This is a genomic window from Halobiforma lacisalsi AJ5 (genome assembly GCF_000226975.2).
Classification (GTDB): domain Archaea; phylum Halobacteriota; class Halobacteria; order Halobacteriales; family Natrialbaceae; genus Natronobacterium; species Natronobacterium lacisalsi.
This window is the reverse complement of record NZ_CP019285.1, coordinates 73,624-96,561: the sequence shown is the minus strand read 5'-3', so window position 1 is coordinate 96,561 and position 22,938 is coordinate 73,624. Positions and strand designations below refer to the sequence as shown.

Genomic DNA, 22,938 nt, shown 5'->3' with positions numbered 1-22,938 from the left:
ATGGCTCGGCGGACGCTCACCCTCGAGCCGGTCGCGGCACACGAACCCGAAGCGATCGACGACCAGAAGTACGACGCCGCGGTCCTCGCACCGATCGTCGAACGCGACGGCGAGGACTACCTGCTGTTTACCCGCCGCGCGGACCACCTCGGGGAACACCCGGGCCAGATGAGCTTCCCCGGCGGCGGCGCCGAACCCGAGGACGATTCGATCCTCGAGACGGCGCTGCGGGAGGCAAACGAGGAGATCGGCCTGGAACCCGACGAGGCCGAGGTCGTCGGCCGCCTGGACGACATCCGGACCGTGACCGAGTACGCCGTCACGCCGTTCGTCGCCCGTGTGCCCGACCGGGAGTACGAGCGCGACGACGACGAGGTCGCCGAGATCGTCCCCCTCCCGCTATCGGGGCTGCTCGATCCCGAGAACTACGAGTACGAGCGCAGGGACCACCCCTACTACGGCGACATCGTCATCCACTACTTCCACGTCGACGGCTACACCGTCTGGGGCGCGACCGGCCGCATTCTGGTCCAGTTGCTCGAACTGGCGACGGAGTTCGAAGCGCCCGAGCGGATCGACCGGCCGGGCGGCACCGAGGGGGACGCCGACGCCCTCGAGTAGCGCGAATTGGGCGGGTGCAAAAACTCGATGGAGCGTCAGGCTTTTGGACTCGCGCCGCCCAGCACGCCTATGGTCGCACAGACGATGGATCGAGTTCCGCACCGACTGTAACCGTCTCTCCTTTGTCCTGCGAGGTGATCGTAGATGCTAACGACGAGTACCGTAGCCCGTACTGGCCTCGACGCGATCGCGCTGAAACCGACCGAGTGTGACGTCACTGCCGCGACGTCGATCCCGGCCGACGCCTTCGCCATCGACTACGAGGGCCGCGAGCACGTTCCCGACCCGGGAACGCTCGAGGCGCTGGCCGACGACGCCGAGGTCCGTGTCACGACCCCCGTCCGCGCCGACGGCTACGACCCCCTCGGCGACGACTCGCTGCTTGCGGACCTGCCCGAATCGGTCGGCCGCGTCGTCGTCGCGGGTCACCCCGCCTACCTCTCCGACGAGGAACGAGGGCGGGCCGTCGCGCCCCGTCTCGGCGCGGCGCTCGAGACTGCACCCGAGGCCTGGGTGGGCACCGAGAGCGTCGAACGGATCGCGATGGCGACGGGCGCGACCCAGTACGACCTGCTCTCGCGCTCGACGGAGCGCGAACTCCGGGCGCTGCGAGCCGCGGGGTTCGAGGGTGAGATCGCCGTCTACGCGCCGACGGTCCTCTCCGACGACGAGGACGCGGTCCTCGAGGGGGTCGGCGACTACGTCGCGCGCCGACGGCCCGTCGCCTCGGCCCTGCCCGACGACGACCCCGACGCGGACGCCAGCGCGACCGGCCGCACCCGCGAGGTCCTGCTTGCAGCGGCCGAGGACTACGCGCTCGTCGGCACCGAAGACGACGTTCGCGCACAGACGGAGGCGCTCCGCGAGGCTGGCGCGACGACCGTCGTCGGCTACCCCGCGCGGGGACTCGAGCGCTTCCGGGAGTAACGCGTCGTCACCCCCGGTTTCTTCAACCGTCCCTTCCCGGGATTATAAGCCACTCCGGGAACCACGGGCAGGTATAGGTATGACGCTGCTCGCCGAACGAACGACGACCGCGGCCGCCGACGCCCTCGAGGCGGCCGACGTCGCTGTACTCCCGACGGGAAGCACCGAACAGCACGGGCCGGCGCTCCCGCTCGGGATGGACCACATGGCCGCCCGGGCGTTCGCCCGGAGGGCCGTCGAGCGAACGAACGAGTCCCACGACGGCGCGACCGCCGTCGTCCTCCCGACCGTGCCGGTCGGGGTCAGCGTCCACCACCGCCAGTTCGACGGCACGCTGTACGTCTCCGAGGAGACGTTCGAGCGGTACGTCGCGGAGACGCTCTCGAGTCTCGCCGAACACGGCCTCGGGAAGGCCGTCGTCGTCAACGGCCACGGGGGCAACGGCGCTGCCCTGCGGCGGGCGGCCCGCCGACTCCGGGACGACCGCACCGCGTTCGCCCCGCCGTGGAACTGGTGGGACGCCGTCGACGACCTCGCCGACGACCTGTTCGACGAGGAGGGCGGCCACGCCGACGCGATGGAGTCGAGCCTGCTGTGGCACCTCCGCGAGGACCTCGTCGTCCCCGACGAACTCGAGGCCGCCGAGGAGGGGGCCAGCGAGGGCTGGGGCGAGACGGTCCAGGGCGCGCCCACCGGGTTCGACACGATCGACTTCTCCGAGAGCGGCGCGGTCGGACGGCCGACCCAGGCCGACCCCGAGAAAGGCCGCGAACTGTTCGAGACCGGCTGCGATCGGCTGGTGACGCTGTTTGACTGGCTCGCCGAGCGACCGCTCGAGGACTGCTGGCCGCGAGCCCACAAATGAGCGAGGGGATCGACCCCGACGGCGACTCGGACCTCGAACTCGCCGTCGGCGCGGACGCCTTCGTCGACGAGGGCGCTGGCATGGAGGTCGCCGTCGTCGGTGCGGGAGCCGTCGGCGCGACCGCGGCCTACGACATGGCTCGGGCCGGCGCGGACGTCACCCTCTACGACCGCGAGGGGATCGCAAGCGGCGCGAGCGGCCGCGCCGCGGGGATCTGCTACGACGCCTACGCGGACCCGCTGGACGCCGAAATCGCGGGCGACGCCATCGAACGCTTCCGGCGGCTCTCCGGCGACGACACCTTCCAGTTCGTCGAGTGTCCCTACGTCTGGCTCGCCCGCGAGGGCGACGAGCAACGGGCCGAGGCGATCCGCCGACAGGTGAGCCTGATGCAGGACCACGGAGTCGTCGCCCTCGAGATGGACGGCGACGCGCTGGCCGACCGGTTCCCGGCACTGTGGACGGACGACGTCGCGGTCGCCGGAATCGCGGGCGCGGCCGGCTACACCGATCCCGCCCGCTACACGGCCTGTCTCGCAGCCGCGGCGGACGGCGCGGGCGCGACGCTCGCGCCGGAGACGGCGGTCGAGGTCCGAACCGACCCCGCACGGGTCGTCGAACCCGATGGCACGGAACGCGAGGTCGACGCCGTCCTCGTTGCGGCGGGCGCGCGAACGAAGACAGTGCTCGCCGACGCCGGCGTGCCGATCGCGATGAAACCCTATCGCGTCCAGGCGCTGGTCGCCGACTGCGACCTCGAGGAGCCGACCTGGTACGACGCAAGCGAGGGATTCTACGTCCGTCCGCACCCCGACGGGCTCCTTGCCGGCGACGGCACCGAGGAGCGCGAGGCCGACCCGGACGACTACGACCGGGACGCAAACGACGGGTTCGCCGCGGACCTCCTCGAGCGCGTTTCCGGCCGGCTGGACGTCGAACTCGGACCGGACGACCTCGAGCGAGCCTGGGCCGGGCTCTGTACGGCGACGCCTGACCGCGATCCGCTGATCGGCGAACTCCGGGACGGGATCTACGTCGCGACAGGGTTCCAGGGCCACGGCTTCATGCGCGCGCCGGCGATCGGCGAGCGGATCGCGACCGAGATCGTCGGCGGCGAGGGAATCGACGCCTTCGATCCGACGCGGTTCGACGGGGACGAGGAGTTCGCAGTGGAAGAAGGGATGCGTATCGACGGGGAGTGACGGAGACGGGTCAGTCGTCGGCGTCGGGGTTGGGATTCGGGTTCGGATTCGGATTTGCGTTCGCTTTCGTCTCGGCACTCGAGTCGTCCGTTTCCTCGATCGTCTCGTCGTCGGTAGCCGAGGGCGAACCCGACGTATCCTTCGGAATTTCGACGCTCAGTGTGCCCGTCTCCGTAAGCGTCGCGGTGCCCGCGTCGGGGTCGACGATCGCGTCGGGCGGCAACTCGGCTTCACCGCCCAGTTCCATCCCTCGGCCGGGGAACCGCATCTCGAAGCGCTCGCGATACCGGCGGAACCGTTCGATCCTGATCCTGACGTTGCCGCCGAGGTATCGCACCTGAACGTCGTCCGGTTCGGCCCCGGGCGCGTCGAAGACCACGAGATAGGACGTATCGTCCTCGAGCACGTCGACGGGGAGCGATCGATAACTCTGAGCGCGCCCGTTCGCGCGCCCGACCTGTCGGTAGAGGAAGCGGCCGACGGATTCGACGAGGTCGCGGGGGCTCACTCCCGGTCACCTCCGGCGGCGCAGGGCGCGCTCGCCGGGGTTCGGGACGATCCGAGGGAGGGTGAGAACGGGGACGAAGCCGCGGATACGGACGCGGTCGGGACGGGACGCCCGTCCGAACCTGCGACCGGCCCGACTCGACGGCCGGAAGCGGACGCCTGGGTCTGGCAGTACGGGTAAGACATGGCCGGACCGGAACCTATGACGACCACGCTATTATTGATTTTGATACACGAGGTCGCCCGGCGCGTCGGCCGGCGGCCGTCCCCTCCTCGGTAACGGTCACCTCGGAGCGCTCGGTCGCTCAAAGCTCGACCGGCTCGAGACAGTCCGTGCCGCCACAGACCGGACACGAGAGCTCTGAGACGTCGAACTCCTCGGGGACGTCGTACGTGTAGTGGTTCTCGAACAGGTCGAGAAAACAGTCCTCCGCGGTACAGACGATTTCTTCCGTCGGTGGCATTTCGGTCGGTACTCCGGGTGCCGAACTAATCAACATTCGGCTCCCGGACCATCGTCGAGGAACCGGTCCCGTTTGGACGCGTTTGTCCATACCGCTTTCAACCCGATCGTCGACGAGCAGATACATGACCGACGATAGCGTGTTCGAGCCGACCATCCGCCGGAACGCCGAGACCGGGACCATCCACGTTCAGTGTGACTGGTCGGATCCACGGCCGATATCGACCTGTATCGTCGCCGTCGTTCGAACGGTCCCCGAACTCGAGTTCGCCGACGACCAGCGCCTGTTCGACGCCGTCGATTCGGAGGCACTCGACGCCCCGTTCGAACCGACGTCCGGCGACTGCCGGCGATCCGGCGGCGTCCGGATCGGATTCCGCCGGTTCTCGCTGACCGTCTACGGTGACGGCGAACTCGTCTTCGATCCGCAGGCAGCGAACGGATCGGCGGAGCCGTTCCGGTTCGGCTCAAGCGACGAAAACGGGAGCAGCGGGGAGGGGAACGACCGTAATCCGACTGTGAATCGAGCCACGTACTGGCACTGGCCAACCCGGCGAGCCTGCTGCCGGTCAGTCGGCCGGCTCTGCCCGCTCGAGTGCGGGTTCGACCTCGGGCGCGACCCGGTTAACGATCGCCGGCCCGTCGCGCTCCCGGACGACGAGCCCGTCCTCCTCCAGCGACGAGAGGTGGTGCGAGACCGTGCTCGGGTCCAGCTCGCCCGTGGACCAGCCCGGAGTCGGCACTCGCCGCTGCTGTCCCCGCAACGGGCGTGCTCGAAAGCACGAGGAGGGCAACCGCACAGACGAGCCGTCGTCGACCGGTACGTCCGCTCATGATCTCGAGTGGGATCGATCGCGGCCCAAACGGGACACCATCGGCGGCGTCCGCGCGATCGGTACGCCCGTTTACGTTGAACTATCGGATCCTTAAATCTACTCGAGCGTAGCCGAGTTTTTCGGGTTGTTCTCAGTCGTTCGAGACGGCCCGTGTAGTCACCGTTTTATCACTCGAGGCGCTATCGGCCCCTATGACCGACCCCGAACGGCTCTCCGTGACCATCGTCGACGGCTACGTCGACGAGCCCGCACACTTCGGGGTGCCGCCGTACGTTTCGACGTATCCGCGCTACACCGCGGGCGCGCTCGTCGACGCGGGCGTCCCGCGAGACCGAATTACGTACCACACGATCGACGGCCTCCGGGACGAACCCGACCGCTGGCGCGACGTCGACGAGGCCGATCTCATGATCTATCTGGGCGGAATGACGGTCCCCGGGAAGTACGTCGGCGGCACGCCCGCCGAACCCGACGAGGTCCGCAAACTCGCCTGGACCGCCAACGGGACGAGCCTGATGGGCGGCCCCGTCAAGTTCGGCGTCGGCGACGAGAACGCCGGCGCCACGGAAACGGAGCGCCAGGACCTGGACTTTGATTTCGTCGCGAAAGGCGACGTCGAAGCAGCCGTCCACGACCTCGTCGAGAGCGGCCTCGAGGGGTTCAACAACCGGATGCGCGACGTCGACGAGGTCTCGCGGTGGGCACGCGAGGGCGCGTTCATCGTCGAGCAACACCCCAACCACCCCGAGTACCTCATCGCCGAACTCGAGACCTCCCGGGGCTGTGCGTACCGGTGTTCGTTCTGTACCGAACCCCTCTACGGCAATCCCGAGTTTCGACCGGCACCGACCGTCGTCGGCGAGGTCGACGCGCTCTCTGACCACGGCGTTCGTCACTTCCGGCTGGGTCGACAGGCCGACATCCTCGCCTATGGCGGCGACGGCGAAGCGCCCAACCCCGACGCGCTGCGGCAACTGTACAGCGGCATCCGCGAGGTCGCGCCCGACCTCGAGACGCTCCACCTGGACAACATGAACCCCATCACGATCGTCGAGTGGCCCGAGAAGAGCCGCGAGGGGATCCGGATCATCGCCAAGCACAACACGCCCGGCGACACGGCCGCGTTCGGACTCGAGTCCGCCGATCCCGTCGTCCAGGAGGAGAACAACCTGAACGTCACCGCCGAGGAGTGTTTCGAGGCGGTCAAGATCGTCAACGAGGAGGCTGGGTGGAGACCCGGCGAGGATCCCGGGGACGGCCCCACCTTCGGCGACGACGCCCCTCGCCGGCTTCCGAAACTGCTGCCCGGCATCAACCTCCTGCACGGACTCAAAGGCGAGCGCGAGGAGACCTACGAGCGCAACATGGACTTTCTGCAGCGAGTCTACGACGAGGGGTACATGCTGCGGCGGGTCAACATCCGGCAGGTGATGTCCTTCGACGGCACCGACATGTCCGATACGGGTGCCGAGATCGCGAAGGAGCACAAGAAGCTGTTCAAAAGCTACAAACAACGGGTCCGCGAGGAGATCGACAACCCGATGCTCGAGCGGGTCGCCCCGCCCGGGACTGTCCTGCCGGACGTTCACCTCGAGTACCACCAGGACGGGAAGACGTTCGGCCGCCAGCTCGGAACCTATCCGCTGCTCGTCGGGGTTCCGGGCGAACGCGAACTCGGGCGAACGATCGACGTCGCGGTCGTCGATCACGGGTATCGCTCGGTAACCGGTGTCCCGTACCCGCTCGACATCAACGCCGCCTCGATGGACGAACTCACGGCGATTCCGGGGGTCGGCGACCGGACGGCGGGCGACATCGTCGTCAATCGGCCGTACGACCTCGAGGACGGGGACACGGACACGGACGCGGACGCGGCGTCCGCGCTCGGGATCGAAACCGAGACGGAGGCGGGCGTCGATCTCTCGCGGTTCGTGACGGCTCGAGCGGGCGAGTGGGCCGACTAGCCCGCCGTGACACTGTCTCTCGAGCGAGCTCGATACGGGGAGCGAGAGACGCGACACGGGGCGTCCGCGGTGGTCGGCGAAGCCGTTCGGTCGGTAGTTCTATTATGCAGGGGGAGTAGAGAAAGTGATGAGGGTCTACCTGTGGAAATATCTGAAAAACTCCTGTGTCTGTTCAGTACGGAGGTTTCGGCAGAGGAGGACCGATACGTCATCGAAGTGCCACGGCAAGAGGTGGAGACCGGCGACATCGATCCGGACGAAGTGTACCGCGTCGCGCTCATTTCTCGAGACGAGGCGGATACCGACGGGGAAGGGTCGTCTTCGACGCAGCCGGAGACTGCGCCCTCGGAACCCCAGCCGCCAGTCGACGTCGGCGAAACGCGCTACGTCGAAATCGAGGACATCGGCAAGCAGGGCGACGGGATCGCCCGCGTGGAACGGGGATACGTCATCATCGTTCCCGGTGCCGACGTCGGCGAACGCGTCAAGATCGAAGTCACCGAAGTGAAATCGAACTTCGCGGTCGGCGAGATCATCGAAGACACGTTCTGAAACCGATCGCCCGCACCCGGCATCTCGCGCGGCAGCGGGCCGCGTTCGAGGCCGGGTACACTCGAGCGTCGAACGAACCGCCGAGCGCGCCATGTTGCGCTCGGAGAGCGAAACGGGAAGCGCGTCGTATCCGACTCCCGACCGTTTTCGTCGACGACCGTCGATCGCGGGCTACCGACTATCGGGCCGGCCGCGGCGGCCACACCGCCTGACGACACTGCCCTACTCCGGGATCGTCTCCCGGAACGTCTCCGGATCGTCGTGGAAACAGTCGCCGACGACGATCGCGTCCGCGCCGGCCTCGAGTATCTCGGTCGCCTTCTCCCGGCTGTCGATCCCGCCGCCGTACAGCAGGGTCGTCTCCTCGAGGTACGGTGCTGCGGCCGCGACGTCCGCCGGCCCGCCGTAGGTTCCCGAGTACTCGACGTAGAAGACCGGGAACCCGTAGAACGACTCGGTCGCGAGCGCCGCGCCCGCGACCTGGTCCGGGGTGTAGGTCGTCTCGACGCGGGCGCGTTCGGCCGCGGCCGACTCGAGGTGCTGAACGACGTACCCCTCGCCGATCAGGTCCGCGGCGAGTTCGGCGACTGCTTCGCGGCCCTTCGACGCGATGAGGTCGCCGACCAGCGGGACGTTCGTGCCGAGCACCTCCTCGGGCTTGCGTCCGACCTCGGTGAACAGGTCGACGTGCTTGCCGACGAAGTGCTCGCGGTCGCCGTTGTAGACGGCCGGCACCGACAGGTGATCCGCCGCCTCGAGGGTCTCGCTCGAGACGTGCTCGGCGTTGTAGGGCTCCTGCCAGACCGGGAGATCGGGGAAGGCGTCCGCGACCGTCCGGATCGTCTCCAGAGTGTTCCCGGCAGTGACGCCGTCGGACCCACCGACGATCACCAGGTCGGTCCCCTCGAGGACGTCGAGGTCGTCCGGTAACGGTTCGGCCGGATCGACCTTCGTGACGTGCGTGACGCCGTCCCAGTCGGGTATCATGCGGACCCGTTCGAAGGGAGACGGTAATTTCCTACCGGTTTCGTGGTCAGACACGAGATGTGCGACGGGTGATCGGCCCGACTGGCCCCGTCCTCGTTACTCGCCCCGGTCCTCGAGCGGGCGGCCGTCGATCCCCTTCGCCCCCTCGGAGTCGTGGACGACGACCTCTCCGGGTGCCGGATCGGCGGGCGCGTAGTTGTCCCGGACGGCGATCGCCTCCTCGAGTTCCCTGACTGCCCGTTCTTTCAGCGCCGCCGCGAGTTCCTCGGCGTCGTCGCGCGAGATGTCCCGGCCGAGCCCCTCGCACTCGTGGGCGCGGACGACCCCTTCTTCATCGACCGCGTCGCCCATGGGCTGGCTGGTCCCGGCAAGCGCCACGCTGAACGGATAGGTTCGGCAGATCAGCGGCCGATCATCGTGGGCGGTACAGGCTCCAGTTCCGTCGGTTTCCTCGTAGAAGACGCAGTCGCCGCAGCCGTCGGTCTGGAGCGCCCACTCGAAGGTCTCGCCCTCGAGGCCCGCGTCGCCCTCCTCGAGGCCGTACGGCATCGGGCGGGCGACGTCGCGCCACTCGGGGTCGCTGTCGCCGTCGCCGTCGTCGTTGGCGTCGTCGCCGTTGGCGTCGGGTTCAGCGTCGGCTTCGGCGTCCTGCAGTTCCCGCACCTCGTCCGGGAACACCGTCGCCGTGTGTTCGTCCTCGCCGTGGCCCGTGCAACACGCGCCACAGCGGGTGCACTCGAAGCCGATCGACTCGATGGCGTCGGCCAGTTCGTCGACCGCGAGGTCGCGGGCGCGTTCGAGTTCCTCCTCGAGCGATTGCACGGCCGTACCTACGCCCCGACGGGGAAAAGTCAGTCGTTTGCGCGACCGGCCGGGCGCGCCCGCTCGCCGTCCCAGTCGACTCGCCCCTCGACGGCGAGTTTCTCCAGGTGGGCCTGGACGGTCGCCCTCGCGAGGTCGCGGACGCCGGTCAGGTCCTTCTCGTAGGCGCCCTCGAGGACCTCCTCGAGCGTCTTGGCCCCGTCCGCAACAGCGTCCCGAACCCGCCGCTCTCGCCGAAGCCGGTGCTCGAGCAGGCGCTCGAGGGTCTCCCGTGGCGCATCGATCGTCGGCCCGTGGCCTGGGTACAGCGTCGGCGGGTCGATCGCCCACAGTCGACGGAGGGTGGTCACGTACGCGCGCATGTCGCCCTCGGGCGCGCCGACGACGACGCTGCCCTCGCGGACGGCGCAGTCGCCACAGAGTATCGGCCCCTCGTGGCCGGCCTCGAACGCGACGTGGTCGGGGGCGTGGCCGGGGGCGTCGAGTACCCGCACGCGGTCGTCGCCAACCGGGAGCGTCGTTCCGGGCCGGAACGTTCGGTCGGGCTCACGGCCGGTCGCTTCCCGAAAGCGGTCGATCCGACCGGCCCGCGCCCAGACGGTCGCGCCGGTCTCCGCCCCGCAGCGTTCGACGCCGCCGACGTGGTCCGGGTGCGTGTGGGTGACCAGAACGTGATCGATCGTCCGGTCCTCGAGGAGGCCCGCGACCGCGTCGCCGTCGGGGGGATCGACGAGGGCAGTCTCGGAGCCGTGCGACAGCAGGTAGGCGTTCGTCTCGCCGGTCGGCGCGCGGGTCGCGGCCGGGAGACTGCGACGACGGACGTCCATACGTCGAGATACGGGCGCGGCACAAAGGGGATATGGGTACCGGCGCGTCGAGCCGGGCCCGGCCGTGGTCGGGCCTCTCGGGAGAGCACACCGGCGCAGGCCGTCGGGGCTCAGTGCTTCAGGAAGTAGACCTGCTTGCGCGCGTCGCGGAAACTGTATCGGGAGCCGACGAGGCCGACATCCTCGAGGCGATTCAGCGCGTAGCGGACGGTGCGGTCCGGCAGCAGCGATTCCTCGGCGAGCTGGCCCTGTGAGAGCGGGGAGTCGGTCTCGAGGACCTTGGCGACGAGTTTGGCGCTCGGGGGGAGATCGCGAAGGCGCTCGCGGTACTCCTCCTCGGAGAGGGTTGCTTCGGCCGCACCGCCGCCGTCCTCAGTGGTACTCATGCTCATGTCTCACGGAGCGGAGTCGTCGTTGGTAAACCTTCCCTATATGTAGATACGAATAATCCAGTTTGTATAAGGGGTAGGAATGATGTATTAACACAGTCCGAATACCGGGGTCCGAACCGCTGAACCGGGCCCGAACGGCGGCGCGGACTCGCGTCGCCGACTCCCGTTGGTCGATCGTCGGTCGACTAACTCCAGTATCGTTTTATTCCACGGCTACAGTAGTTGCGCCCAGTGTGAAAGGACAGGAGTGGTACCAGGCCGACGACGTCGCCCAGGAGTACGACGACAAGCGCTTCTCCAAGGGCGGTCAGCTGATCGACCGCCGGGAGAAGGAGGCGGTCCTCGAGGCCATCATGCCCGTCGAGGACCGGAGCGTCCTCGAGATCGCCTGTGGTACCGGGCGATTCACAGTGATGCTCGCCGAGCAAGGTGCGGACGTCGTCGGACTCGACATTTCGGCGGCGATGCTACAGCAGGGACGATCGAAAGCACGGCAGGCGGATCCGGACGGGACCCTCGAGTTCCTGCGGGGAGACGCCGGGCGACTGCCGTTCCCGGACGATCACTTCGACACCGTCATCGCGATGCGGTTCTTCCACCTCGCGGACGATCCGGAGGCGTTCCTGCGGGAGATGCGTCGCGTCTCCCGGGACCAGATCGTCTTCGACACGTTCAACCGCTTCAGCGCCCGCAGCGTCTACAACTGGGCGCTGCCGATGGGATCGCGACTCTACTCGAAAAGCGAGGTCAGCGAACTCCTTGCGAAGACGAACCTGACGCTCGTCGACGTCGAGGACGACTTCCTCGCGCCGTACGGGCTCTACCGGTCGATCCCCAACGCGCTCGCCTCACCGATCCGGGCACTCGACGAGGCGGTCGGCGGTCACCCGATCACCGATCACTTCGCCTCGGTTTCGTACTGGAATACGGAACTCCGGTGAGCTCAGGCGTCGCGACGGACGACGGAACCCGGACGGGTCGTTCGAGCCAGTCGACGCCGATCCGACGCGATCGCTCGCGTCGTTCGACCCCCTCGAGGCCCGAATCGTCGGTCGTCTTCCCGTCCCATTTTTAGTATCGGGGTGTGTACCCTGGCGTATGGAGCTCTCGGTAGTCGTCTCGACGCTCAACGACCGAGAGCAGTTGCTGTCGTGTCTCGACGCCCTCCACGACGCGACGCCGTCCTCGACCGAAATCGTCGTCGTCAACGGCCCGTCCTCGGACGGAACCACGGGAATGGTTCGCGACCGGGAGGACGTCGACGTTCTCGTCGAAATCTCCGAACGGAACCCGAACGTCTCCCGGAACGCCGGCCTGAGCGTCGCGACGGGTGACGTCGTCGCCTTCCTCGGCGGCGAGTACGCCGTCGAGCCGGGCTGGTACACCGCCGTCGAGCGTGCGATCCACGACGGCGCGGACGTCGTCACCGGCCCGATCACCGGCGAAGACCGGTTCGACGCCGGCGATCCAAGCGCGCCACGGACCGTCGCCGGGCGGGAGGTGACCCTGTTCGACGGCGACAACGTCGCGTTCGACCGGACCGTCCTCGAGGCGCTGGACGGGTTCGACGAGTACCTCGAGGGCGACGGGGCGCGGGACTGTGCCCACAGGGTCGCACGGCTCGGCTTCGACGTCGACTGGGCGATGGAGATGGCTGCCAGGCGTGAGGTCGGCACCGACGGCGGGAAGACCGAACCCGACTGGGGAGTTACCTACCGGGCGCTGGGGTACCGGCTGGCGAAGAACTACGGCCCGCGTCCGACGGTGTTCGCGCGGACGGTCGGCAGCGCGATCCGTGACGGCGCGGTTTCGGTACGTGGGATCGTTTCGGGCGATGCGACGCCGACGGACTGGCTGTCGAACGGAACGGACGTCGTCACCAACGCCGCGGTCGGGCTGCGCGACGGGGTTCGGGCCCGCTACTCGGACCGGTCGGCCCGCCGGAACCCGAACGGATTGTCGGTGCGCCACGATCGGGCGGTTCGAGTGTACGATCGACGGTAACTCGTCCCGGACCTCGTTTTTGAGCCGTCGACGAGCCGTTATTCCGGATCGAACCCGCCCGCGAGCCGATCCAGTCCGAACAGGACGACGACGCCGACGACGGCCCACGCGACCGTGAGCGCGACGACATCGCCCGTCCAGGCGTGGGTCTTGCCGATGTTGTGCAGCGGTGCCGGCACCGAGCCCGCGATGAGCCCGACCAGGAACAGCAGCGTCACCTCGCGGCGTCGATCCAGCGCCCGGCGGACGACCCTGGCGATCGTCACGAGTCCGACGAACCCGCCGAGGAGGAAAAGCACTACCGTCGTCCCGGGCTCGAGGACGGCCTCGAGGCTTCCGGCGCCAGAGACGAGCGAGCCGATCGACGACAGGAACGCCGTCAACTCGCCGGAGAGGAACACGTACTGTCCCAGCAGGATGAGGATCAGTGAGCCGGAGATGCCCGGTAGTATCATTGCGCTGACCGAAAGCGCACCGGAGAGGAGGATCAGGACCGCACCGCTGCCCGGCAGTTCGATCACGCCGCTCGCGACGAGGGCGGCGACGGCGGTCCCCGTAGCGGCGGCGACCGCGTGTTGCGCCGACGAGAACGGCAGACTCCGGAAGAGGACGACCGCCGACGCAGCGATCAGCCCCGTGAAGAACCCGAAGAGCGCGACCGGATGTGACTCCGCGAGCGCGGAGACGCTGCCGGCGATCAACGCGACCGCGGTCGCCATGCCGACGCCCAGCGGCAGGAGGAACTGCAGGTCCATCTCGAGCAGCGCCTCGCGCGCCCGGTCGCGGCGTGCGGGGCGGTAGCCTCGAAGCACGTCGAGGGCGCGACCGGGTGTCAGCGCCGTGATGGCCGCGATGAGCCGGCCGTAGAAGCCCAACAGGAGGGCGACGGTGCCGCCGGAGACCCCGGGGAGGGCGTCCGCGGTCCCCATACAGAGCCCGTAGGCGTAGGTACGGAGCAGTTCGAGCCGATCCACGGCCCAGCTCTCGAGGTTATACCCCATCGTTCGTGGCGGGGGCGTGGCGTCCGTCGGTCGACGAACTCGAGCGGTTCGGCGCCGGGGCGAGAGTGAGGGTGAGGGTGAGGGCGGGGGCAGGGGGAGATTCTGAGTCCGCGTCCATACCTACCGGATATCGGGGGAGTACCATAAATGAACAGACTCGCTGCAGCGGGCGAACCGGATGCCGCGAGTTAGCTTCGGCCGTGACGGTGGCCGTGGCCGCGACCGTTGAGGCGGGCGTCGGGCGCGAGCGCGTCGATGACGCGACAGGCGTTCTTCGAAAACACGCGTCGGAACATATCCTCGGAGACGTCGAGGGTCAGTGCCTCCATGACCGCGACGTTCGGGTGGCAGGTCGGCGCGCCGCTGCCGAACAGCACGCGGTCGGGGTGTTCCAGGATCGCCCGCTCCAGGGTGTCCCGGAACCGGACGAAGCTCGTCTCGAGATAGCAGTCGTCGTACTCCTCGAGGAGGTCGATCATCTCGTGCATGAGCGAGCGATCCAGGGGGTGGCCGCCGAAGTGAGCGACCACGACGGGGAACGAGCGGCCGAGCACGGCGTCCGCGAGCGCCTCCGGCGGCGCGTCGGTACCGCCGCGGACGATTACAGGGAGCCCGACGTCCTCGAGGGTCGCGAGGACGTCTTCGTCGGGGTAGTCGTCGACGGTGGGGTCGAGGACGAAGCCATGGAACCGGTCGTCGTAGGCGTACTTCTCGACGTCGTCGGGGGTCGTGTGGTGGTCCTCGCGGCGACTGACTGCGTTGCGCAGCCGGCCGCGGGCGGTGTGTTCCGGGTGTCGCGTGCCGTTGATCCGGGCGAAGGCGACGAAGGGGCGATCGACGCTGCGGCGCGCGACGCCGTTGTTCGCGGCCACGTAGCTCGTATCGGGCCTCGCCGGGGGAAAGACGACCGACCGGGTAATTCCCGCCTGATGCATCTCCCGCTCGAGTCTATCGCTCGTGATCGTGCGACCCCACGGTCCCGCCATTCCGTCCCCCTCGTCCGGCGTGAGTCGGGTGTAGACGTCGACGACGCGAAACCCGTGTTCCAGCTCCAGCATCCCATGACACCCTTTCGCGTCGATCCATATTTTGGTACCGACTTCGTTCACGCCCTGTGACCGGCCCGATGGAGGCGGTCGACGATCGGCCCGGTGTGGCGACGGTTGGCACGATAATCGCAAGACGCCGTGGCCCTGGTAGGGAAACGCTTATATAGAAGTGCTGACGACATAGTTACTGAGGATTCAACTATGGCACAACAGGGACGCATGGGCGGTCAGCCTATGTTCATCATGAGCGAGGACAGCCAGCGAACCCAGGGCCGGGACGCCCAGTCGTCCAACATTATGGCCGGCAAGGCGGTCGCCGAGTCGGTACGGACGACGCTCGGACCCCGCGGCATGGACAAGATGCTCGTCGACTCCGGCGGGGAGGTCGTCATCACGAACGACGGGGCGACCATCCTCGAGGAGATGGACATCGAGCACCCCGCGGCTCAGATGATCGTCGAGGTCGCCGACTCCCAGGAGGAGGAAGTCGGTGACGGCACGACGACCGCGGCCGTGATCGCTGGCAACCTGCTCGGCGAGGCCGAGGACCTCATCGAACAGGACGTCCATGCGACCACGATCGTCGAGGGCTACCACGAGGCCGCCGAGATCGCCCTCGAGGCGATCGCGGAGCAGGTTCAGGAAGCCGAGGTCGACGACGACGTCCTCAAGCAGGTCGCCGAGTCCAGCATGACCGGCAAGGGCACCGGCGGCCTGACCGCCGAGTCGCTGGCCGAGACGGTCGTCGAGGCCGTCCGCCACGTCGAGACCGACGACGGCGTCGCCCGCGACAACGTCACCGTCCACACCCAGATCGGCGCGTCCTCGAACGCAACCGAACTCGTCCCCGGCATCGTCGTCGACGAGGACCCCGCCCACGACGGCATGCCCGACGAGGTCGAGGACGCCTCGATCGCCATCCTCGACGTCGAACTCGACGTCCGTACCGGCGAGGTCGACGCCGAGTACGCCATCGACTCCATCGACCAGCTCAACGCCGCCATCGACGCCGAGGAAAGCGAACTCCGCGGCTACGCCGAGACCATCGCCGAGAGCGGCGCTGACGTCGTCTTCACCACCGACGACGTCGCCGACCGCGTCGCCTCCGCGCTCGCCAAGGAAGGCGTCCTCCTGTTCGACGACATCGGCAGCAGCGACGCCGCCGACATCGCCTCCGCGACCGGCGCCCGCCGCGTCGGCGACCTCGACGACCTCGAGACGGCAGACTTCGGCGAGGCCGACCGCGTCCGCTCCGAGAACTTCGGCGACGACGACCTCGCGTTCGTCGAGGGCGGCGCGGCCGCCGAGGCCGTCACCGTCTTCGTCCGCGGCGGTACCGAACACGTCGTCGACGAACTCGAGCGCGCCATCGGCGACGCGCTCGACGTCGCCGCGACGGCACTCGAGTCCGGCGAGGTCGTCCCCGGCGCCGGCGCGACCGAGATCGCCATCGCGGACAAGGTCCGACAGGAAGCCGCAGGCATCGAGGGCCGCAAGCAGCTGGCCGTCGACGCCTTCGCGGACGCCATCGACGTCGTCCCGCGCACGCTGGCGGCCAACACCGGCCGCGACCCCATCGACTCGCTCGTGGATCTCCGTGCCGCCCACGAGTCCGAGGGCCGTGCCGGCCTGGTCACCGACGGCGAAGAGGTCACGATCGCCGATCCGTTCGAACACGGCGTCGTCGACCCCGCCGACGTCAAGCGCGAAGCCGTCGAGAGCGCGACCGAGGCGGCGACGATGATCGCCCGCATCGACGACGTCATCGCGGCCGAATAACGCGACCACGGCCGCTCAAGACGGTCGTCCCGTTCGATTCTCGTATTTTTCGGCGACGGTGTCTCCTCCCCGACGAGCGGATCGGCCAGTAGTGTTAAGTGTTGACACACTTTCCCTTCGATTATATGTCCGGAACTCCCCCAACAGAGCGGCTGACTCCGTTCGACGACAGTACCGGACGGACAGTGTACTACGACTCCGCTAGCGGTACGTATCGGATCTGGTGCGTGGAGGGGGATTACGAGCCGGTGAGTACAGCCGTTCTCGTTGCCGTGGCATCGATCCGCGGCGTCGAACCGGACGAACTCGAGCCGCTGCCGTCGGCGGTCGATCCGGACGCCCTCAACTCGCTGGTCGAGCACTGGCACACCCACGACGGCGACGCGATGGGGTCGATCTCGTTTACCTTCGCCGACTGCGAGGTGACGGTCAGCGCCGACGGCGAGATCGAGATCGACGCGGCCGCGATGCCGGTTCGACCACGGACCTGACGAGTGCGGACTGGTCGTCTTTTCTCTCAGGGATTACCGGACGGACCGATTCTTCATTTCGACGAGCGTGAGCGTTTTGCCGTGATACTCGTGAACGTGGTCCGTCACGCGGGCGTATCCCTGTGCCTGGTAGAACGGGACGGCGTTGAGTGATGCCCACAACCCGAGCGACGTAATGCCCGCTCGAACGGCCCGTGCTTCTAACTCGTCGTAAATGCGTGTCCCGATGCCGTTACGAGCTACTGTCGGATGGACGTAGATCGCCGTAATCTCCCCATCGATATCCGCCCGGAAGTAGTCGTCTGCGTTGGGCTTCATCCAGCCGAAGCCGACGATTTCTTCGTCGTGTTCGGCGACGAGAAACACGGTTTTCTCGGAGTCGATCGGGTACTGTTCCGGGTCACGGTCGTGTGCCCACGCTCGAATCTGCTCATCAGTGTACGCCTGTCCAGCTAGCCCTTCGATCGACGTCAGATGAACGTCGCGAACGTCGTGGGCATCGCCAGCGACCGCCTCACGCACGGCCAGTTCCATGTCGACTGTCCAATACGTCCGACTGACAAATAACTGTTAGGACTCGAGCCCTTCGAGAACGACCCGGTCGCCGACCGCGAGGCCGAACGCCTCGTCGCCGCGACCCTGGTTGACGTCCAGTTCGACGTAGCCGTGGCTGCCGACCGTCGCCAGCCGCTCGCCGACGCCCACCGCGGCGAACGTGTCGCCGACGGGCACGATCTCGTCGTCCGCCGCGATCCGGTCCCGACCCTCGAGGAAGCTGCCGGGCACGTTCGTGATCACGTTGCCGAAGTCGTCGACGACCAGCACCTCGCCGGTCGCGCGGTCCACCGAGACGGTCGGCTCCGGGAACTCGAGGTCGACCCACTCGTCGGTGGGGGAAAGGAACTCGACCGTCTCCAGGGCGTCCGGCTCGAGGCCGTGGACGTCGGCCGCCGCGGGGGCGAAGACGTCGCGGCCGTGAAAGGTGTTGCTCGCGGGGCCGACGGGGCCCGCGTCGGCAGTCGGCACCGTCGCCGCACCGCTGGCCGGGTCGGGCGACTCGAGGACGGTTTCGTCGACGACGTAGGCCTCGATTTCGCCCTCCGGGCCCAGCCGGCGCGCCGGCGGTCGGAGCACGCCGTTGTCCGGCCCGACGAGGACGTGGTCGCCGGCCCGCACGACGAGCGCGTTCCGGTCGGTACCGACACCGGGATCGACGACGACCAGATGGGTCGCCGGCGGATAGTACGGGAGCACTTCGCGGAGCCAGAACGCGGCCGCCCGCACGTCCTGCCGGGGGAAGTCGTGCCCGATGTCGACGAGCCGCGGTTCTGATGCGGTTCGCTGCAGGACGACGCCTTTCATCGCCGCGGGATACGGCGTCCCGAAGTCCGACGTGAGCGTAATCATACACGACTCATCGGGTGCGGCGATCAAAGTCGATGCGGTACGCGGCGGTCGAACTGCGCGTGCGCTGCCGGCGTCAGTGGCCGTTCGAATCCGAATCGCTGACCATCTGGATGCGCTCGATCCCCCCGATCTCGTCGACGACCTCGACGACCGGGGCCGGGACCAGCGACTCCCAGTCCCCGTCGTTTATCATCCGCTCGCGCACCTCCGAGCCCTCGAGGACTTCGCGGTTGAACATCGGCGACTGGCGGATCTCGATACCCGCCTCCCGGAACAGCTGGATGACCAGCGGATTGTTCGAGTACGCGACGTCGAAGTCCGGACTCATGCTCTGGACGTGGCTCACCCACACGGAGTTACGCTCGAGGTCCTCGATGGGGACGGCGTAGGTGACCAGATCCATGTCGACCAGCGACTTGGTGATCATCATGATCCGTTCGCCCGCCGTAAACGGGTTACGAACGGTATGAGAGTTGTCGGCACTCCCGATGCCGAGTACGAGTTCGTCGACGTCCTCAGCGATCCGTTCGACCATATTGCGGTGGCCGTTGTGAAACGGCTGAAATCGGCCGATGTAGAACCCCCGGGTCATGACGGACAGTGCAAGAGCGCGGCGCTTAAGCGTGGCGAGTTCCGGCTCGCCGCCGGCGTGGCGTCCCACCGACTGATCGTCCGCGCCAGCCGAAGGTTAGGTCTCTGGACGGTCCGATCCGCTGTCACAGATCAGCGTTTTCGAGGCCTGAGGGCGTCGTTTTAGGCAATCGACACCATGCTCCGCATGGAGAAAGTATATCAGTCGCAATCCCTTCGAAACAGGTACCGAACAGAGTTCTATGAGCAACGATACGAACGTTGACGATCCTCCCGAAGACGCCTCCGAGCCCGCGGCCGACTCCGACGAGGAACGGCCCCAACAGGGAGACCGTTCCGAGGCGGACGGCAGGGAGCAAGACCGCGGCGCTGACAGCGACCGCGAGTCGGAGCGTCAGGGAGCACGGTCGCCGCTCGAAGAGGACGGTGACCGGGCCGACGAGGACTCGACCGACATCGTCGAGTCAGGAACGAGGTCGACGCTCGAGTCGGAGTCTCCGACCGACGACGGCGGCGACGACGATATCGAGACCGTCGAGGACCTCGGTAGCGAGGTCGACGTCGATCCGGGCGTCGAGATCGACGAGGAGAACGCCGAAGACGATCTTCTCGGCGGGCTCCAGATCGATACGACGGACGACATCGAGGTTCCCGACCGGCTCGTCGACCAGGTCATCGGTCAGGACGAAGCACGAGATATCATCATCAAGGCAGCGAAGCAGCGTCGCCACGTCATGATGATCGGCTCGCCCGGGACGGGCAAGTCGATGCTGGCGAAGGCGATGAGCCAACTGCTGCCTCAGGAGGACCTGCAGGACGTCCTCGTCTACCACAACCCCGACGACGGGAACGCGCCGAAGGTGCGGACCGTCCCCGCGGGGAAGGGCGAACAGATCATCGACGCCCACAAGGAGGAAGCCCGCAAGCGTAACCAGATGCGATCGATCCTGATGTGGATCATCATCGCGATCGTCATCGGGTACGCGCTCCTGACGGCGAACATCCTGCTTGGCATCCTCGCGGCCGGTATCATCTGGCTGATCTTCCGGTACACCTCCCGCGGTACGGACGCGATGGTGCCCAACATGATCGTCGACAACGGCGACAAGCGCCAGGCCCCCTTCGAGGACGCGACCGGCGCTCACGCCGGTGCCTTGCTGGGCGACGTCCGGCACGACCCCTTCCAGTCCGGCGGCATGGAAACGCCGAGCCACGACCGCGTGGAACCGGGTTCCATCCACAAGGCCAACAAGGGCGTGCTGTTCGTCGACGAGATCAACACCCTCGATATCCGCACCCAGCAGAAGCTGATGACGGCCATCCAGGAGGGCGAGTTCTCCATTACGGGCCAGTCCGAGCGCTCCTCGGGCGCGATGGTCCAGACCGAGCCCGTCCCCTGTGACTTCGTCATGATCGCGGCGGGGAACCTCGACGCGATGGAGAACATGCACCCGGCGCTCCGGAACCGTATCAAGGGGTACGGGTACGAGGTCTACATGGACGATACCATCGAGGACACCCCCGAGATGCGCCGGAAGTACGCCCGGTTCGTCGCCCAGGAAGTCGAGCGCGACGGCCGCCTTCCCCACTTCACGGACGACGCCGTCGAGGAGCTCATCCTCGAGGCCAAGCGCCGCTCGGGCCGGAAGAACCACCTCACGCTGCACTTCCGCAGCCTCGGTGGCCTGGTCCGCGTCGCCGGCGACATCGCCCGCGCCGAGGATCGGGAGTACACTACCCGCGACGACGTGTTGCAGGCCAAGGAGCGTTCGCGCTCGATCGAACAGCAACTCGCCGACGACTACATCGAGCGTCGCAAGGACTACGAGTTGCAGGTCACCGACGACGGCGTCGAGGGCCGCGTCAACGGGCTCGCCGTCATGGGTGAGGATTCGGGCATCATGCTCCCCGTCATGGCCGAGATCGCGCCCGCACAGGGCGGCGGTCAGGTGATCGCCACCGGCAAACTGCAGGAGATGGCCGAGGAGTCCGTCCAGAACGTCTCGGCGATCATCAAGAAGTTCTCCGACGTCGACCTCTCGGAGAAGGACATCCACATCCAGTTCGTCCAGGCCGGCCAGCAGGGCGTCGACGGCGACTCCGCCTCCATCACGGTGGCGACGGCCGTCATCTCCGCCCTCGAGGACATCCCGGTCGACCAGTCGGTCGCGATGACCGGCTCGCTGTCGGTCCGGGGCGACGTGCTCCCGGTCGGCGGAGTCACCCACAAGATCGAAGCGGCCGCCAAGGCCGGCTGTGAAACGGTCATCATCCCGAAGGCCAACGAGCAGGACGTGATGATCGAAGACGAGTACGAGGAGATGGTCGACATCGTCCCGTGTGCGAACATCAGCGAAGTGCTCGAGGTCGCCCTCCAGGGCGAACCGAAGAAGGACTCGCTGGTCGATCGGCTCAAGCAGATCACCGGAACGGCGCTGGACAAGCAACAGCCCGTCGGCGGATCGAACCCGAGCCCGCAGTAATCGATGGCAGACTGGACGACGTTCGCCGGGATAACGGGCGTCGTCCTCGTGTTGCTGCTCGTTTTATCGCATCTGACGCAGTCGACGTTTTCCGAGAGCGACGGCGACGACCCCTCCGAGGAACCGACCGACTCCCCCACTAGCGTCGACCTCGAGTCGGAGTCGATCGGCGTCCCGCGGGATTCGGGCTCGAGTCGGAACGGCCGTCGTGACGACGAGCGACGGGGCCGGAGACCTGACTCCGGTTCCGTCCCCGGTCCCGATCCCGGTTTCGACTCTGACTCCGAATCCAGCGTCGAACCCACTGACTCGAGTCCGGAACCCGAAGACCCGGACCTGCGTCCCGGCCGCGAGTCCCCCGCAAGCGACGCGTCCGACCCGCGCGACCGCCACGCTCGAGGCGAGTCCGGAGAGTCCGGTCGGCCGACCACGGACACCCCGGGATCGGAACCGCGAACGCGGACGCGCCCACCGGAGCGGCGCGGACGCCCCCGAATGCGGGAAGGAAGTGAACAGGGCGAGATCGATCCCGAATCGCTGTCGACCGGCGCGTTGCTCGCCAACGTCGCGCTCTCACAGGGGCTGTTCCTGTTCGTCCTGATCGGCGCGGTCGTCTACACGGGGATTCCGCTCGAGGCGCTGGGAATCGACCTCTCCGTCGCCTACCTCGAGACCGGATTGGTCGTGGGCCTCCTCGCGGGGCTCCCGCTGTACGTCGGCAACGAGATCGCCGCCGCCGCGGCCACGCGCTTTGGCTTCGACCACGACGAACGGCTCCGGGAACTGCTGGCGCCGGAGACGCTCCAGGGGTGGTTCGTTCTCCTGGTCGGCGTCCTGCCGGTCATCGCGGTCTTCGAGGAACTGCTCTTTCGAGCGGCACTGATCGGGGCGCTCTCGACCGGGTTCGGAATCGACCCCTGGCTGTTGGCCGTCCTCTCTTCGATCGCCTTCGGCGTCGGCCACGGGATGCAGGGCTCGGTCGGCGTCGTCGTCACCGGCCTGCTGGGATTCGTCCTCGCCGCGATATTCGTGGTTACCGGGAGCTTCCTGGTCGTCGTGATCGCTCACTATCTGATCAACGCCCTCGAGTTCTTCGTCCACGAGGGGCTTGGCCTCGAGTGGGCGGGTGCCGTCGTGGAGTAGTTGCCGTCGGCCCGGGCATTCGGTT

Annotated in this window: 24 protein-coding genes; 13 read left to right on the top strand and 11 right to left on the bottom strand. The window is 67.6% G+C overall.

Annotated features, from left to right (window positions below; all coding sequences use genetic code 11):
• From CHINAEXTREME_RS00410 to CHINAEXTREME_RS00395, 4 genes are all read left to right on the top strand, one after another.
• On the top strand, nucleotides 1-621 hold the full coding sequence (locus CHINAEXTREME_RS00410) for an NUDIX hydrolase (RefSeq protein WP_007143789.1): 621 nt from the start codon (nucleotides 1-3) through the stop codon (nucleotides 619-621).
• A gap of 144 nt (nucleotides 622-765) precedes the next feature.
• Nucleotides 766-1,548, top strand: a complete 783-nt coding sequence (locus CHINAEXTREME_RS00405) for a DUF7388 family protein (protein WP_007143790.1) — start codon at nucleotides 766-768, stop codon at nucleotides 1,546-1,548.
• A gap of 79 nt (nucleotides 1,549-1,627) precedes the next feature.
• On the top strand, nucleotides 1,628-2,413 hold the full coding sequence (locus CHINAEXTREME_RS00400; protein ID WP_007143791.1) for a creatininase family protein: 786 nt from the start codon (nucleotides 1,628-1,630) through the stop codon (nucleotides 2,411-2,413).
• On the top strand, nucleotides 2,410-3,615 hold the full coding sequence (locus tag CHINAEXTREME_RS00395; RefSeq protein ID WP_007143792.1) for an NAD(P)/FAD-dependent oxidoreductase: 1,206 nt from the start codon (nucleotides 2,410-2,412) through the stop codon (nucleotides 3,613-3,615). The genes CHINAEXTREME_RS00400 and CHINAEXTREME_RS00395 overlap by 4 nt, the downstream gene beginning before the upstream one ends.
• 10 nt (nucleotides 3,616-3,625) lie before the next feature.
• On the opposite strand, the gene CHINAEXTREME_RS00390 is transcribed toward CHINAEXTREME_RS00395, so the two are convergent.
• Both CHINAEXTREME_RS00390 and CHINAEXTREME_RS21710 read right to left on the bottom strand, forming a co-directional pair.
• Nucleotides 3,626-4,123, bottom strand: coding sequence for an Hsp20/alpha crystallin family protein (locus CHINAEXTREME_RS00390; protein WP_007143793.1), 498 nt, complete (start codon nucleotides 4,121-4,123; stop codon nucleotides 3,626-3,628).
• Between the two features lie 304 nt (nucleotides 4,124-4,427).
• A complete protein-coding gene (locus CHINAEXTREME_RS21710; RefSeq protein WP_007143794.1) occupies nucleotides 4,428-4,586 on the bottom strand; it encodes a DUF7559 family protein in 159 nt (52 codons plus the stop codon).
• Nucleotides 4,587-4,710: 124 nt separating this feature from the next.
• Between CHINAEXTREME_RS21710 and CHINAEXTREME_RS22590 the strand changes: the two genes are divergently transcribed.
• The 3 genes from CHINAEXTREME_RS22590 (at nucleotide 4,711) to CHINAEXTREME_RS00370 (ending at nucleotide 7,937) form a co-directional block, all read left to right on the top strand.
• Nucleotides 4,711-5,421, top strand: a complete 711-nt coding sequence (locus CHINAEXTREME_RS22590; RefSeq protein WP_044961537.1) for a HalOD1 output domain-containing protein — start codon at nucleotides 4,711-4,713, stop codon at nucleotides 5,419-5,421.
• A 191-nt stretch (nucleotides 5,422-5,612) separates the two neighbouring features.
• Entirely contained in the window at nucleotides 5,613-7,385 is a 1,773-nt protein-coding gene (locus tag CHINAEXTREME_RS00375) for a radical SAM protein (RefSeq protein ID WP_007143796.1), read from the top strand.
• 141 nt (nucleotides 7,386-7,526) lie between these two features.
• Complete coding sequence (locus CHINAEXTREME_RS00370; protein ID WP_007143797.1) at nucleotides 7,527-7,937, top strand: TRAM domain-containing protein; 411 nt, start codon at nucleotides 7,527-7,529, stop codon at nucleotides 7,935-7,937.
• A 222-nt stretch (nucleotides 7,938-8,159) separates the two neighbouring features.
• Here CHINAEXTREME_RS00370 and CHINAEXTREME_RS00365 read toward each other — a convergent pair whose 3' ends face one another.
• From CHINAEXTREME_RS00365 to CHINAEXTREME_RS00350, 4 genes are all read right to left on the bottom strand, one after another.
• On the bottom strand, nucleotides 8,160-8,924 hold the full coding sequence (locus tag CHINAEXTREME_RS00365) for a heptaprenylglyceryl phosphate synthase (RefSeq protein ID WP_007143798.1): 765 nt from the start codon (nucleotides 8,922-8,924) through the stop codon (nucleotides 8,160-8,162).
• A 96-nt stretch (nucleotides 8,925-9,020) separates the two neighbouring features.
• Nucleotides 9,021-9,746 (bottom strand): YkgJ family cysteine cluster protein, encoded by a 726-nt coding sequence (locus tag CHINAEXTREME_RS00360; protein WP_007143799.1) that lies wholly within the window; start codon nucleotides 9,744-9,746, stop codon nucleotides 9,021-9,023.
• Between the two features lie 29 nt (nucleotides 9,747-9,775).
• A complete protein-coding gene (locus CHINAEXTREME_RS00355) occupies nucleotides 9,776-10,573 on the bottom strand; it encodes an MBL fold metallo-hydrolase (RefSeq protein ID WP_007143800.1) in 798 nt (265 codons plus the stop codon).
• Between the two features lie 110 nt (nucleotides 10,574-10,683).
• Nucleotides 10,684-10,965 carry a MarR family transcriptional regulator gene (locus tag CHINAEXTREME_RS00350; protein ID WP_006672122.1) on the bottom strand — a complete coding sequence of 94 codons (282 nt, stop codon included), beginning with the start codon at nucleotides 10,963-10,965 and terminating at the stop codon, nucleotides 10,684-10,686.
• Nucleotides 10,966-11,198: 233 nt separating this feature from the next.
• Here CHINAEXTREME_RS00350 and CHINAEXTREME_RS00345 point away from each other — a divergent pair, with 233 nt between their 5' ends.
• Both CHINAEXTREME_RS00345 and CHINAEXTREME_RS00340 read left to right on the top strand, forming a co-directional pair.
• Nucleotides 11,199-11,906, top strand: coding sequence for a class I SAM-dependent methyltransferase (locus CHINAEXTREME_RS00345; protein WP_007143801.1), 708 nt, complete (start codon nucleotides 11,199-11,201; stop codon nucleotides 11,904-11,906).
• A 157-nt stretch (nucleotides 11,907-12,063) separates the two neighbouring features.
• Nucleotides 12,064-12,969 (top strand): glycosyltransferase family 2 protein, encoded by a 906-nt coding sequence (locus CHINAEXTREME_RS00340; RefSeq protein ID WP_007143802.1) that lies wholly within the window; start codon nucleotides 12,064-12,066, stop codon nucleotides 12,967-12,969.
• Nucleotides 12,970-13,007: 38 nt separating this feature from the next.
• Here the strand turns inward: CHINAEXTREME_RS00340 and CHINAEXTREME_RS00335 are convergent, their stop codons facing one another.
• The gene (locus tag CHINAEXTREME_RS00335) at nucleotides 13,008-13,970 is read right to left on the bottom strand and encodes a DUF368 domain-containing protein (RefSeq protein WP_007143803.1); all 963 of its coding nucleotides are present in this window, start codon (nucleotides 13,968-13,970) and stop codon (nucleotides 13,008-13,010) included.
• Nucleotides 13,971-14,158: 188 nt separating this feature from the next.
• Nucleotides 14,159-15,028, bottom strand: coding sequence for an amidohydrolase family protein (locus CHINAEXTREME_RS00330; protein WP_007143804.1), 870 nt, complete (start codon nucleotides 15,026-15,028; stop codon nucleotides 14,159-14,161).
• 225 nt (nucleotides 15,029-15,253) lie between these two features.
• On the opposite strand from CHINAEXTREME_RS00330, the gene thsA reads away from it, so the two are divergent.
• Complete coding sequence (thsA, locus tag CHINAEXTREME_RS00325; RefSeq protein ID WP_007143805.1) at nucleotides 15,254-16,798, top strand: thermosome subunit alpha; 1,545 nt, start codon at nucleotides 15,254-15,256, stop codon at nucleotides 16,796-16,798.
• Nucleotides 16,799-17,046: 248 nt separating this feature from the next.
• Complete coding sequence (locus tag CHINAEXTREME_RS00320) at nucleotides 17,047-17,289, top strand: HalOD1 output domain-containing protein (protein WP_338013390.1); 243 nt, start codon at nucleotides 17,047-17,049, stop codon at nucleotides 17,287-17,289.
• A gap of 33 nt (nucleotides 17,290-17,322) precedes the next feature.
• Here the strand turns inward: CHINAEXTREME_RS00320 and CHINAEXTREME_RS00315 are convergent, their stop codons facing one another.
• From CHINAEXTREME_RS00315 to CHINAEXTREME_RS00305, 3 genes are all read right to left on the bottom strand, one after another.
• Nucleotides 17,323-17,823 (bottom strand): GNAT family N-acetyltransferase, encoded by a 501-nt coding sequence (locus tag CHINAEXTREME_RS00315; RefSeq protein ID WP_007143807.1) that lies wholly within the window; start codon nucleotides 17,821-17,823, stop codon nucleotides 17,323-17,325.
• Between the two features lie 36 nt (nucleotides 17,824-17,859).
• On the bottom strand, nucleotides 17,860-18,696 hold the full coding sequence (locus tag CHINAEXTREME_RS00310) for an SAM hydrolase/SAM-dependent halogenase family protein (protein WP_076738681.1): 837 nt from the start codon (nucleotides 18,694-18,696) through the stop codon (nucleotides 17,860-17,862).
• A 73-nt stretch (nucleotides 18,697-18,769) separates the two neighbouring features.
• Entirely contained in the window at nucleotides 18,770-19,288 is a 519-nt protein-coding gene (locus CHINAEXTREME_RS00305) for a nicotinamide-nucleotide adenylyltransferase (protein ID WP_007143809.1), read from the bottom strand.
• Nucleotides 19,289-19,529: 241 nt separating this feature from the next.
• Here CHINAEXTREME_RS00305 and lonB point away from each other — a divergent pair, with 241 nt between their 5' ends.
• Both lonB and CHINAEXTREME_RS00295 read left to right on the top strand, forming a co-directional pair.
• Entirely contained in the window at nucleotides 19,530-21,770 is a 2,241-nt protein-coding gene (gene lonB, locus CHINAEXTREME_RS00300; RefSeq protein WP_007143810.1) for an ATP-dependent protease LonB, read from the top strand.
• Nucleotides 21,771-21,773: 3 nt separating this feature from the next.
• A complete protein-coding gene (locus CHINAEXTREME_RS00295; protein ID WP_007143811.1) occupies nucleotides 21,774-22,913 on the top strand; it encodes a CPBP family intramembrane glutamic endopeptidase in 1,140 nt (379 codons plus the stop codon).
• The last annotated feature ends 25 nt before the right edge of the window (nucleotides 22,914-22,938 follow it).

What these genes read in the sequence shown, in the direction of transcription:
- CHINAEXTREME_RS00400 (WP_007143791.1), top strand. Translation starts at nt 1,628, where the DNA reads ATGACGCTGCTCGCCGAACGAACGACGACCGCGGCCGCCGACGCCCTC.
- CHINAEXTREME_RS00315 (WP_007143807.1), bottom strand. Translation starts at nt 17,823, where the DNA reads ATGGAACTGGCCGTGCGTGAGGCGGTCGCTGGCGATGCCCACGACGTT.
- CHINAEXTREME_RS00410 (WP_007143789.1), top strand. Translation starts at nt 1, where the DNA reads ATGGCTCGGCGGACGCTCACCCTCGAGCCGGTCGCGGCACACGAACCC.
- CHINAEXTREME_RS00355 (WP_007143800.1), bottom strand. Translation starts at nt 10,573, where the DNA reads ATGGACGTCCGTCGTCGCAGTCTCCCGGCCGCGACCCGCGCGCCGACC.
- CHINAEXTREME_RS00340 (WP_007143802.1), top strand. Translation starts at nt 12,064, where the DNA reads ATGGAGCTCTCGGTAGTCGTCTCGACGCTCAACGACCGAGAGCAGTTG.
- CHINAEXTREME_RS00335 (WP_007143803.1), bottom strand. Translation starts at nt 13,970, where the DNA reads ATGGGGTATAACCTCGAGAGCTGGGCCGTGGATCGGCTCGAACTGCTC.
- CHINAEXTREME_RS22590 (WP_044961537.1), top strand. Translation starts at nt 4,711, where the DNA reads ATGACCGACGATAGCGTGTTCGAGCCGACCATCCGCCGGAACGCCGAG.
- lonB (WP_007143810.1), top strand. Translation starts at nt 19,530, where the DNA reads ATGAGCAACGATACGAACGTTGACGATCCTCCCGAAGACGCCTCCGAG.
- CHINAEXTREME_RS00310 (WP_076738681.1), bottom strand. Translation starts at nt 18,696, where the DNA reads ATGATTACGCTCACGTCGGACTTCGGGACGCCGTATCCCGCGGCGATG.
- CHINAEXTREME_RS00330 (WP_007143804.1), bottom strand. Translation starts at nt 15,028, where the DNA reads ATGCTGGAGCTGGAACACGGGTTTCGCGTCGTCGACGTCTACACCCGA.
- CHINAEXTREME_RS21710 (WP_007143794.1), bottom strand. Translation starts at nt 4,586, where the DNA reads ATGCCACCGACGGAAGAAATCGTCTGTACCGCGGAGGACTGTTTTCTC.
- CHINAEXTREME_RS00365 (WP_007143798.1), bottom strand. Translation starts at nt 8,924, where the DNA reads ATGATACCCGACTGGGACGGCGTCACGCACGTCACGAAGGTCGATCCG.
- CHINAEXTREME_RS00305 (WP_007143809.1), bottom strand. Translation starts at nt 19,288, where the DNA reads ATGACCCGGGGGTTCTACATCGGCCGATTTCAGCCGTTTCACAACGGC.
- CHINAEXTREME_RS00295 (WP_007143811.1), top strand. Translation starts at nt 21,774, where the DNA reads ATGGCAGACTGGACGACGTTCGCCGGGATAACGGGCGTCGTCCTCGTG.
- CHINAEXTREME_RS00405 (WP_007143790.1), top strand. Translation starts at nt 766, where the DNA reads ATGCTAACGACGAGTACCGTAGCCCGTACTGGCCTCGACGCGATCGCG.
- CHINAEXTREME_RS00350 (WP_006672122.1), bottom strand. Translation starts at nt 10,965, where the DNA reads ATGAGCATGAGTACCACTGAGGACGGCGGCGGTGCGGCCGAAGCAACC.
- thsA (WP_007143805.1), top strand. Translation starts at nt 15,254, where the DNA reads ATGTTCATCATGAGCGAGGACAGCCAGCGAACCCAGGGCCGGGACGCC.
- CHINAEXTREME_RS00375 (WP_007143796.1), top strand. Translation starts at nt 5,613, where the DNA reads ATGACCGACCCCGAACGGCTCTCCGTGACCATCGTCGACGGCTACGTC.
- CHINAEXTREME_RS00395 (WP_007143792.1), top strand. Translation starts at nt 2,410, where the DNA reads ATGAGCGAGGGGATCGACCCCGACGGCGACTCGGACCTCGAACTCGCC.